General features: G+C 42.9%; 10 protein-coding genes. 7 read left to right on the plus strand and 3 right to left on the minus strand.

Annotated features, from left to right (window positions below):
• Positions 1-71: 71 nt before the first annotated feature.
• Positions 72-1,232 (minus strand): gliding motility-associated C-terminal domain-containing protein, encoded by a 1,161-nt coding sequence (locus CJ263_RS13875; RefSeq protein WP_094997825.1) that lies wholly within the window; start codon positions 1,230-1,232, stop codon positions 72-74.
• Entirely contained in the window at positions 1,225-4,680 is a 3,456-nt protein-coding gene (locus tag CJ263_RS13880; RefSeq protein ID WP_158657165.1) for a hypothetical protein, read from the minus strand. The genes CJ263_RS13875 and CJ263_RS13880 overlap by 8 nt, the downstream gene beginning before the upstream one ends.
• A gap of 381 nt (positions 4,681-5,061) precedes the next feature.
• Here CJ263_RS13880 and CJ263_RS13885 point away from each other — a divergent pair, with 381 nt between their 5' ends.
• The 6 genes from CJ263_RS13885 to CJ263_RS13910 all read left to right on the plus strand — a co-directional run bounded on the left by CJ263_RS13885 (position 5,062) and on the right by CJ263_RS13910 (position 10,502).
• Positions 5,062-5,805, plus strand: coding sequence for a carboxypeptidase-like regulatory domain-containing protein (locus CJ263_RS13885; RefSeq protein WP_094997827.1), 744 nt, complete (start codon positions 5,062-5,064; stop codon positions 5,803-5,805).
• Positions 5,795-6,577 (plus strand): hypothetical protein, encoded by a 783-nt coding sequence (locus CJ263_RS13890; RefSeq protein ID WP_094997828.1) that lies wholly within the window; start codon positions 5,795-5,797, stop codon positions 6,575-6,577. Before CJ263_RS13885 ends, CJ263_RS13890 begins: the two co-directional genes overlap by 11 nt.
• Before the next feature lie 47 nt (positions 6,578-6,624).
• Complete coding sequence (locus CJ263_RS13895) at positions 6,625-7,131, plus strand: DUF6702 family protein (RefSeq protein WP_094997829.1); 507 nt, start codon at positions 6,625-6,627, stop codon at positions 7,129-7,131.
• Positions 7,132-7,191: 60 nt separating this feature from the next.
• On the plus strand, positions 7,192-9,501 hold the full coding sequence (locus CJ263_RS13900; RefSeq protein WP_094997830.1) for a M1 family metallopeptidase: 2,310 nt from the start codon (positions 7,192-7,194) through the stop codon (positions 9,499-9,501).
• A 78-nt stretch (positions 9,502-9,579) separates the two neighbouring features.
• A complete protein-coding gene (locus CJ263_RS13905) occupies positions 9,580-9,918 on the plus strand; it encodes a Sec-independent protein translocase subunit TatA/TatB (RefSeq protein WP_094997831.1) in 339 nt (112 codons plus the stop codon).
• 11 nt (positions 9,919-9,929) lie between these two features.
• Positions 9,930-10,502: a phosphatase PAP2 family protein gene (locus CJ263_RS13910; RefSeq protein WP_094997832.1), complete on the plus strand. Its 573-nt coding sequence runs from the start codon at positions 9,930-9,932 to the stop codon at positions 10,500-10,502.
• Here the strand turns inward: CJ263_RS13910 and CJ263_RS13915 are convergent.
• Positions 10,468-11,109 carry an O-methyltransferase gene (locus CJ263_RS13915; RefSeq protein WP_094997833.1) on the minus strand — a complete coding sequence of 214 codons (642 nt, stop codon included), beginning with the start codon at positions 11,107-11,109 and terminating at the stop codon, positions 10,468-10,470. The two genes, CJ263_RS13910 and CJ263_RS13915, sit on opposite strands and share 35 nt — an antisense overlap.
• A 46-nt stretch (positions 11,110-11,155) precedes the next feature.
• Between CJ263_RS13915 and CJ263_RS13920 the strand changes: the two genes are divergently transcribed.
• A complete protein-coding gene (locus tag CJ263_RS13920) occupies positions 11,156-11,641 on the plus strand; it encodes a GNAT family N-acetyltransferase (protein ID WP_229702427.1) in 486 nt (161 codons plus the stop codon).
• Positions 11,642-11,669: the final 28 nt, after the last annotated feature.

Genomic DNA, 11,669 nt, shown 5'->3' on the forward strand with positions numbered 1-11,669 from the left:
TAACGTTCAAACGAACGGGATTATTACCCGCTTTTAAGCGTTCCCACTTTATTCAAAATGTATTTTTTCCGTTATCTGGCCAAGTATAGAAAACCTTGGTATTTCAAATCAAGGTCCAACATATCTATGGTATAAAAATAAATTCCAATGGGAAGGCCATCCTCCCTACTGATTACGAAGTTGTCCACATTGGACATTCCCACAAATTCGTCCACATAGTTTTCCTTTTCAAAAACCTTCAGCCCAAAACGATCATAGATTCGTACCATGTTGTTTGGGGATTCCTCCAATTCCTCCACGTAAAAGCGATCATTGATGCCGTCCCCATTTGGAGATATAAAAAAGTTGTCCAAGGTGGGTACATCCTTGGCCAAAGGTTCAAAAGGTATTTGGGAAACGCCAAGTGTAATAATTTCATACTCATCGGGGACAAAGGTTTCGGTGGTTACAAACCCTTGGTCCAAGGTGCCGGTAACCATACCGACCTCCAAATTGATCCAGCGCTGTGAAATTTTGCTCCAACCTACGGGAATTATTTTTGTGGGATCATCCGTAAGGGCGGTGAGATTGCTTCGTTCGTTCCAGGAAATGGATACGGTAGATGGAATACTGCCTTCCAAACGCCAGAATTCCAAAGTGGAAACGGCCTCAATGTCAACATCCAGGACTGAGGTATCAAAATTGCCCGGAATGACCCCCTGAGTACCGGGGTTGTCAAAAAAATAGGCGCACTTGGCAAAGGGATTCGCAGCTTCGGAGTTCAAGGTCAAGGGCCTTAAAAATTCCACATCGCCCACGGGGAACAAAAAATTCTGTTGGTTGGTGATGGCCGCATAACCATTTATTTTGGTAAGATTGCCGTCCCCATTGTAAAAGGCGTCCGTCAAAAAATTATAATAGACGGCACTGTTGGATTTTGGGGTATAGATATCCCCCAGGATAAAATTGGTGTTGTTGTTGGTATCCAGACCAAGGTTTAAAATTAAGTCATTGTCCACGGCAACCTCTACATCATAAAACATGGGGACTATACTCCCAAAAACGGACAGGTCGGTTCCATAGAAACCGGCAAGGCCCCTGTTACCATCAAAAGGGGAGTCATTGATAAAATCCGTATGGAAACCTAAGTTACCCCCCTCATGGATACGGATGTTGCCATTGTTATATAGCGCGGTCTGGGCCGTAACACAAACCAAGGAAAAGAACGCGATGATGTTGAGAGCTCTATTCATTTTCTTTGGCTAATAGGTGTTGAATGGCTTTTACTTGTTCTTTTAAGGCGTCCAATTCCCTGGAAAGTGCTTTGTTTTCTTCCTGTAAGGTCTCAATCTTCTTTTCCTGTTCTATGGTATGGAGGAAAAGTTCCTCTATTTTTTCCAAGTTTTGAAGATTGGATTTGCTCAAGTTCCAAGCCCCTTCTTTTTTGGCCGTCTTAGCTGAAGTTACACCGGGTAAATGATTGTTTTTCTTGATAAAACTTTCAATTTCCTTTAAAGATTGAAATTGGTATTCACTGTTTAAGTTGGACACTCCTAAAAAGTATTTTTGGAAGACATAATCTGGTACTCCAATAATGTTATCATTCGAAAGAAAACTCCCATCTGTTCGAATATTACCAGCAACGTGTAAATTTTGTTGGGGAACCGTAACTCCAATTCCAACATTGCCATTTCCTAGAATTCTCAAGCCTTCATTACCACCAGCTGAAAATGCGATTTCATCTTCGCCAGGTTGAAACATGCCATCATTTTTTGTTGTGCTGTTAAAACGGTATGTAGGCAAAGCAGCTGAACCTCCTGTGTCAGGACCAGAAAAGGACCCTGCTCTAATTTGATTAGCAACTTGGAGTTGAGCAGTAGGGCTAGCAACACCAATCCCCAAGCTATTTCCATCCCAATTAAGTTGAGCAACATTTTCGTTAACACCCCCATTTCCATCGGAAAACAAAATTGCTCCTGTATTTACTGGATTTGTTAAATTTTCCCAGGTGGCGACGCCCCCTAATGTTGTGAGCACCTGTCCGTCGGTTGCCGACCCCTTAACCCGAAGTTCATCAGCAACGGTTTCTATAGTCGTTCCGTCGACCTTCAGGTCGTAGCCGGTGGTGGGATTGAAATCCGAAAGTCCGTCGTTAGTGTCGGTGTCGTTGACCGCGCTGCCGGCCACATCGGTGTCAAGTTCCCAGGTTCCCGATGTGTTGTTCCATTTAAGTATCTGGTCCTCGGCCGTTCCGGGGATGATTTCCAAAGAACCGGAGGCGTTCTGGTTGAGCCCGTTGCCGACCACGTTGCCGTTTATCTTGTCGGCGGTTATCGCGTCGTCCGGCACTTCGAGTTGGTCCGTGGCGTTTACGGCGATGGTTGTGTTGTCGACATTTATATCGTACCCAGTTGTCGCATTGAAATCCGAAAGTCCGTCGTTAGTGTCGGTGTCGGTGACCGCGCTGCCGGCCACATCGGTGTCAAGTTCCCAGGTTCCCGATGTGTTGTTCCATTTAAGTATCTGGTCCTCGGCCGTTCCGGGGATGATTTCCAAAGCACCGGAGGCGTTCTGGTTGAGCCCGTTGCCTGCTACGTCCGGGTTGATTTTGGTTGCGTCCACGCCGTTGTCGTTTATCCGCAATACATCGGCGTTTAGCTCGATGGTCGTTCCGTCGACCTTCAGGTCGTACCCAGTTGTCGCATTGAAATCCGAAAGTCCGTCGTTAGTGTCGGTGTCGGTGACCGCGCTGCCGGCCACATCGGTGTCAAGTTCCCAGGTTCCCGATGTGTTGTTCCATTTAAGTATCTGGTCCTCGGCCGTTCCGGGGGTGATTTCCAAAGCACCGGAGGCGTTCTGGTTGAGCCCGTTGCCTGCGACGTCCGCATTTATCTTCGTGGCGTCCACGCCGTCGTCGGCGATTTGCAGTGCATCGGTGGCGAGTTCGATTGTGGTACCGTCCACGTTTATGTTGTATCCCGTGGTTACACTGAAGTTCGATAGCCCGTCGTTGGCGTCGGTGTCTGATATACCAGTACCTCCACCATTATTATCATTTGCTGGTTGCCATTCTCCCAAGGTATTATTCCATTTCAAAACCTGTCCGTCCCCCGCCCCGTTTTGACCTAAATCTTCCAACAAAATGGTGGCATTGGTAATTTGAGCTGAACCAATCGTACCCACGGTAAATTCATTTCCTAAAGTTCCGTCACCTGTTATTGTTGCTTGATCGGCCAATTCCGTAGTTCCCGTACCACCTGTTGGTAGGTCAATCCAGCCAACTATACCAGCTGTACTTGTTGTTAAAACTTGAGTGTTTGCTGGAGTAGCTGCAGCCGGTGCGATATCTCCGGTAGCAATTGTGCCATCCAATATATTAGCAGATTGAACAGCATCGTTGGCAAGTTTGGCATTGTTCACAGAATTATTTGCCAGTTCTGCCGTGCCAATTCCTAAAGGTGCAACATCTATAGTTAGTGGGTCACCAGCTGTTCCGACCCCAGTGAGGGTAAGTGTTGCGTCGGCAACGGCCGAGACTTCGTTCCCAATAATCCCATCTATCTCTGCTGCACCTTCAGGTACATCAATCCATTCTACGACACCGGCAGTATTGGTTGAAAGTATCTGTGTATTTGCTGGTGCCGGGGCGGATGGAGCAATATCAATTGTTGCTACTGTTCCATTAGCAATATTTACAGATTGTACAGCGTTGTTTGCCAGTTTGGCATTGTTTACGGAGTTGTTTGCCAGTTCTGCAGTCCCAATTCCTAAGGGTGCTACATCCAAGGTATAAGGGTTTGCAGCGTTTCCTGCTCCGGCACGTATCAAGGTCGCATCCGTTGCATCAGTTATTTCATTTCCAATAATTCCATCTACTTCTACTGTGCTTAATCCACCTAAATTTACTGTCTCCGTACCCCCATCTTCTAATGTTAGGGTAAGTTGTCCATTACCAGAATTAAAATTAAAAACTTCGATTGCCTGATCATCAGATCCAATTAATGCCCCCAAATTAACCATATTGTTTCCTAGGCCCGTGGAGGGTCTAATGGTCAACGTAGTATCGGCCTTTGAAAAACTAAGTTCATAAATATCGTTTTGATCCTGCCAAGCCACTATACCATTGGGGTCGGTAGTCAGTAATTGGTCCGGAATGTCTGCGGCAAAGTCCCGAGTTTGGATAGTGCCATCGATAATCGCGTCGGAATCCACGGATTCCGTGGCCAATTCTTCCGGCCCTACTGCAGCATCTCCCAATTTGTTACGGCCTATGGAATTGTCCTGTAGGTCAACACCATTGATACTTTCGTCCACAATTTGTTCACTTCGAATACTATTGGGAGCCACTTCCAGATTATAACTATTTGGGGTTTGGGTGATGGCTATGGTGCTTCTAAGGTTTTCAATGGGATCGTTGGTAATATTGAAGCTAACCGCATCGCAAAGGTTCACCCATTGGGTGCCATCAAAGTAATGGATACATTCGGTATCCGTATTGTACACCATTCCCCCACGCTGTGGCGCAATTGTTTCCATTTGTGCGGTAGTCGCCTTGGTAATCACCAAGACTTTGGAGTTGCTTTCCAGTTCCAAAACGGAAGCTGGATCTATGGTCTGTGGATTATCACCGATCTTAACCTGTCCAAGGGCTTCGTTCGTTACCAAGGACAATATAAAGGATAGTATTAGGAGACGTTTCATCTGTAGAATTTTATTGTTTTTTATGCGTCAGATGTAATTCGCCATGCAACATCCGGGGTAGGGTATCTCTAAATGTTATGGCCAATTTCATATAGCGGAATCTGTCTTAAATATAGTGGGAAAACAAAAATAGGATTATCTCTAGGCCAAACCTTTTTTTATAGCTAAAAAGATGGCTCTTTGGGATAAAATGTAAGCTATATCGGTTAAAGTGAATGTTTTAACCCGGTATCCTTCAAGGTATTACATAGGGGTTTTGGTTGAAGTCAAAGAAATTAACAAAAGTTTATTTGTCGGATTTTTTTTAAAACACGTACATGTGCGTAATTTATGGCTATAAACCTTCTTGCCTATCTTTGGCAATGATATACAAACCTAAATATGGCCAAGAATCTACTCTCGTTCCTTTTGTTCCTTTCCATCTCCTATTCGTTTGCCCAAGATGATGGACGTAGAATTATTTATGGTCATGTGTTGTACAAAAATGTGGATGTGGCCAACGAATATGTAATCAATTCTACCAGTGAGGAAGCCACGGTGACAGATGAGGAAGGGGAATTTGCCATTCGTGTAAAAGAAGGCGATGAGCTGATCTTTACCGCCGTAAACTACCAATATCAAATTGTGAAAATCACTCCAGAAATTCTAGAGAAAAACAGGGTTATTGTAAGCGTGGACGAGAAAATTACGGAACTGGACGAGGTAGTGGTCACGCCAGAAAACGAAGAGCGCTATCTGCAATTGAAGAACGAGGAGTTCAAGCAGGTGGAATATGAAATCGATAGGTCCACGGAGGTGGAGAATATAGCCCTTTCCCAAACGGATAGGGGCATGCAGGACGGACTGAATTTCGTGAATATTTTTAAGGCCATTTTTAAATCGAAGGCAGAGGCACCGGAAAAGGGCCCACAAGTAGCGGTAAGCGATGTACTGAGAAGGATATATGACACTCGATTTTTTGTGGAGGACCTAAAGCTGACCCAAAGTCAGATAGAACCATTTTTGACTTATTGTGACCAAAAGCTACCGGCCAGGTCTTTATTAAGGAAGGAAAACGAGTTTCAGTTGATCGATTCCCTGGTGAATCTAAGTAAGTCTTTTCGGGAAACATTGGATGAGGAATAAGTTCCTTTTGAGTCTTTTTTTTCCGGTCTTTGTTTTGGCACAATCCGGAAAAACCAAAAATCTGGAGGGCCGGGTGACCAGTACCGATGGTGACGTGGCCGCTACCCACGTTATGAACCTTACCACCCAAAGGGCCACTATTACGGATATAAACGGATTTTTTAGTATTCCGGTCAGAATGAATGACACCTTGGTCTTTTCCGCCGTGCAGCTCAAGAAGAAACAAATTATAGTAACCCCATCCATTTTTGAAAGTACTACTGTCGTCGTCCCGTTGGACGAAGCTTTGGAAGAATTGGATGAGGTGATCGTTACCCCGTATAATCTATCGGGCAACATTTCAAAGGATTTGGAAAGATTGGATACGGAACCTGTGGTCACGGCCTCTACCTTGGAACTTCCAAATGCTTATGTAAAAAAAATGACGCAAAGCGAACGATTACTGCGAAGTGCTTCTTATATACCTTTCGAAGGGGCCAAATTGGCCTTTGATCCAATAATAAATTCAATAACAGGAAGGACCAAAATGCTAAAAAAACGGGTGGAGCGCGATAAAATCTACAGTAGGACGGAACGCGTAAGGGAGTTTTATGCAGATTCCCTATACCGTACTAAACTTAAGATTCCCGAAAATAAGACAGATGACTTTTTTTACTTTTGTGAAGTGGATACAGCTTTTCAAAAAATAGTGGACACCCATGACCTTTTTAAAATCTGGGAATACTTGGAACAAAGAAGTTTGGTCTATAGGACTAACAATGGTTTGGACTAGCCCTTTTTTTGGCATATCGTTTGCTTAAAAGTAATAAACACACAACAATGAAACATTTGAAAAAAGCGCTCTTCCTTTTTCTTTTGCCACTTTTGGCCTTTACCGTGGCGCACAAATTCTATATTAGTGTCACCAATGTGGGATACTCTGAAAAGGACGATGCCCTGCAGATCATTACCCGTGTTTTTTTGGACGACATGAATGCGGTATTAAAGGAACGTTACGGTATTCAGCCCAAATTGGGAACCAAATCAGAATCTGAAATGGACCGCGAGTATTTTGAAAAGTACCTGCGCTCCAAGTTCATTGTTGAAATAGACGGCAAAACAGTGCCCTATACCCTATTGGGAAAAAAGTATGATACCGATATGATCATATGTTATTTGGAAGTACCCAAGATAGACCTCCCCAAGGTTTCAACCATTGCCATTACCAATGAAATGCTGATGGACATGTTCGATGAACAGCAGAACGTAGTCCACTTTAAGATCGAGGGTGAGAAAAAGAGTTATGTACTAATAAAATCCGATACTAAAGGAATGTTAAATTTATAACGTATGTTAAGAAATTCTTTAAAAAACTTTAATTTCCCGCGGATAAAAAATTAACAAATAATGAGAAGATTTAAATACACTTTTGCCTCTCTTTTATTTCTGTTCGCCGCCGTTTCCTTTGCACAGGAACAGGAGCAACAGAAAAGGGAGCCTGGCCATTACAATCAAAGTAAATTCAAGCAGTTGTATGAGGAATTTGCTACCCCAAATACCTATCGTTCCGCATCCGGAGCGCCAGGCCCGGATTATTATCAGCAGCAGGCGGATTATAAGATGGACATTACCTTGGATGATAAGAATGCCAAAATCTTTGGTGAGGAAACCATTACCTATACCAATAACTCTCCAGATGACCTAGAGTACCTTTGGTTACAGTTAGATCAGAACGTTCGTGCTAAGGATTCCAAGGCACCATTGAGAAATGGGAATGGAGTTCAATTGGCAGAGCCGCCAAGTTCTTTTGCCTCAAAGCATATGGGAGAACCTTTTGACGGTGGTTTCAATATAGATTATGTAAAGGATGCTTCAGGCAAGGCCTTACCATATACCATTAATTTTACCATGATGCGTGTGGATATTCCAACTCCGCTCAAAAGTGGTGAGCAATATACGTTTTCCGTAAAATGGAACTATAATATACCCGATCATACGGTAAACCGTGCTCGCTCTGGGTATGAATATTTTGCTAAGGACGGTAATCGTGCCTATGTAATCGCGCAGTTTTTTCCAAGAATGGCCGTTTACAGCGATGTTGAAGGTTGGCAAAACCATCAGTTCTGGGGTAGCGGCGAATTTGCCCTTACTTTTGGAAATTATGAAGTGAACATCACCGTACCGGCAGACCACGTTTTGGATGGTACCGGGGTACTTCAAAATAGAAAGGAAGTCTATACCAAGGAAATGATGAAGCGCTACGAGCAAGCCTTAAAATCATATGACAAACCTGTAATCATCGTAACGCAGGAAGAAGCTGAAGCTGCTGAAAAAGGATTTTCGGACAAAACCAAAACCTGGAAATTAAAAGCAGAAAATGTCCGGGATTTTGCCTTTGCTACCTCAAGAAAGTTTATTTGGGATATGCAAGCGGTAAAAATGGGGAATAGGGATATCATGGCGGTTTCCATGTATCCAAAAGAAGGTAACCCGCTTTGGGAGGAATATTCTACCAAGGCCGTGGCGCACACCTTAAAATCGTATTCTTCGCACACATTTGATTATCCCTACCCAAAAGCAATTTCGGTACATGCCAAAAATCAGGGTATGGAATATCCCATGATATGCTGGAACTATGGTAGGCCCAATGAGGACGGCACCTATTCCGATAGGGTAAAATATGGTATGATCAGTGTAATTATCCATGAGGTTGGACATAACTTCTTCCCTATGATCGTTAACTCCGATGAGCGTCAGTGGGGTTGGATGGACGAAGGTTTGGATACCTTTATGCAATACATGGCGGAGCAGGAATTTGGAGAAGCTTATCCAGAAGCTATTGCGCCAAATGACAAGTATCCTTCAAGAAGGGGAGATCCTGCCAAAATCGTTCCTTACATGAGTGGTGACCAAAGTACAATTTCGCCTATCATGTCCAATCCGGAAAACGTATATCAATTAGGTCCCAATGCCTACGGAAAGCCAGCTACCGCATTGAATATTTTGCGAGAAACGGTTATGGGAAGGGAGCTTTTTGACCATGCCTTTAAGACCTATGCCCAAAGATGGATGTTCAAGCATCCTACTCCAGAGGATTTCTTTAGGACTATGGAGGATGCATCGGCAGTTGATTTGGATTACTATTGGAGGGGATGGTTCTATACTACGGATTACGTAGATATAGGAGTAAAAGGTATCAAGAAATACTATGTCACGGATAAGCCGACCAAAAAGATGCAGGAATATATGGCGGCCCGAAACATGACCGAAGCAGATTTGCCACCATTGGTCTATTTGGCCGAAGAGGATAGTGAGGATTTTGACCCGAACCTTAAAGGGAAATCTCCAACAGAAAGTTCAAAGACGCTAAAGGAGTTTATGATGGACAATATGACGGCCGAAGAGCGCGCCAAGGTTAAGGAGCCCAAATATTTCTATGAGATTACTTATGACAAACCTGGAGGAATACCAATGCCGTTGATCGTAGAATATACCTATGCGGATGGTACGACCCAAAATATCACCTATCCGGCAGAAATTTGGAGAAAGAACGATGACGAAGTGAGTTTGGTCATCTCCTCTACCAGTGAACTAACGGGTGTCGTTGTGGATCCCAAAATGGAAACCGCAGATATAGATACCACTAATAATTTCTGGCCTAAGAAGGAAGAACAAAACGACTTTGACAAGTTCAAGGAAAATATCAAAGGAAAATAATCAAGAAATTTTTGTAAAAAGCCCTGTTAAAGAACAGGGCTTTTTTATTGCGCATCCAAACTTGATTATATTTGTAGTATGATTTCAATACATTTTTTATTCATAAGTGGTGCCGAAATATTTTTCATCATGTTCATTGTGGTGATGGTTTTTGGAGCGGATAAAATTCCTGGTATTGCCAAGGGATTGGGAAAAGGCATGAGACAATTAAGGGATGCTACGGATGATATCAAAAGGGAAATTCAACGGAGCGCCGATAAACAAGGTATAGATACCAGTGTTATTACGGATATCCAAAAGGATATAGATGACGTAAAGAGCAGTATAGATTCCGGTATCAGCAAGGATATCAAAAAAGAGTTTGGTGATGTCGGAAAAAAAATAGGGGACATCTCCGGTACCATTAAGCGAAAGTAAGCCCCAGGCCTATGCTAGATTGGCTTTTGGAATGGGATCGTGAAACATTGGTTTACCTAAATAATCTTGGTGTTGAAAAATATGACCCCTTTTGGGATACCGTAACGAAATACCCTCCTTGGATTCCACTTTTTTTAGTCTTTCTTCTTTTAATCTTTTGGGCATTTCAATGGAGACAGGTCATAGTGCTGCTCTTGGTTCTTGGAGCCATGATTTTGTTTGTGGATACATTGACCCACTTCACCAAATTGGGGGTGGAGAGGGTTAGACCTAACAACGATGAAGAAATACGGTCATTGATCAGAGTCCTAAGAAACCCCAAAAACTATAGCTTCTTTTCAGGACATGCATCTATGTCCTTCTCGGTTACCACTTTCATTTATCTCTCTTTGAGACACCGTTTCCGGTGGACTTGGATATTCTACGTATGGCCCATTTTATTTATACTAAGCCGCATTTATTTGGGGGTACACTTTCCGTTGGATGTGATTGCAGGGGCCTTGGTTGGAATATGCACGGCCTGGATGTTCCATGCCGTTTATAAGTCCTTTATTTTACCCTACTTAGCGTTAAACCATCCCTAATGGGCAATAACACGGTATCCAATTTGGGATGATTGCTCAATTTTTTGTTGTAATCCAATAAGACTTTTGTGGCTTTGTCTTTTTCATCCAAGGGTTCCACTACTTTTCCTGACCAAAGTACATTGTCGGAAAGGATGACACTTCCCGGTCTTGTTTTGGGCCATACTGCTTCAAAATAATTGTCGTATTGTTTTTTCTCCGCATCAATAAATATCAAATCGAATGTAAGGTCCAAGGATGGAATGATTTCTAGGGCATCTCCAACATGCTGATGTATTCGTTCCCCATTTCCGCTCTTATCAAAATAAGTGCGTTGAATTTCATGGAGTTCCGGATTCACGTCAATGGTATGCAATTGCCCATTTTCTTGTAATCCTTCGGCCAGACAAATAGCAGAATAGCCCGTATAGGTACCTATTTCCAAAATATATTTAGGGTTTATGATTTTAGAAATCAGACTCAGGACCCTTCCTTGGAATCGACCGGTAAGCATTCTGGGCTGAATCACTTTTAAATGAGTTTCTCTGGTAAGTTCCTGTAATATTTCGGGTTCTTCCTGTGAATGATCGGCTAGGTAATCCTCCAGTACCTTAGATATAAAATGCATGGATTTCTTTTTACAAAAATACCTTTTTAAGCATTATTTTTAAAGAATGGAAAATAGTAAAATGGAAAATGGGGTGACCATACGAGAGGCCGACATCCATGACCTGCAGACGCTATTAAAATTTGAGCAGGAAGTCATTTTAGCAGAACGCCCATTCGACCCCACCATTAGGCAAGGGGAAATTAGTTATTATGACCTCAGGGAATTGATAACTTCCAAAGATGCCCAGGTGTTTGTGGCATGTATAGGTAAAAGGTTGGTAGCTAGTGGATATGCAGTAATTAAGGAGGCAAGGCATTACTTGGACCATACCCATTATGGATACTTGGGATTTATGTATACTGTTCCTGAGTATAGGGGACAAGGCATCAATGCCAAAATAATAGAGGAACTTAAAACTTGGGTTTGGTCCAAAAACCTTAAGGAAATCCGGCTCACTGTCTATGATGACAATGAGCCAGCGTTAAAAGCGTATGAAAAGGTTGGATTCAAAAGGCATATTATAGAAATGAGGTTTACGCCAGATGCCTAACCCAAAATCTGATAAGAACAATGATTTT

The sequence above is a fragment of the Maribacter cobaltidurans genome, assembly GCF_002269385.1.
Classification (GTDB): Bacteria; Bacteroidota; Bacteroidia; order Flavobacteriales; family Flavobacteriaceae; genus Maribacter; species Maribacter cobaltidurans.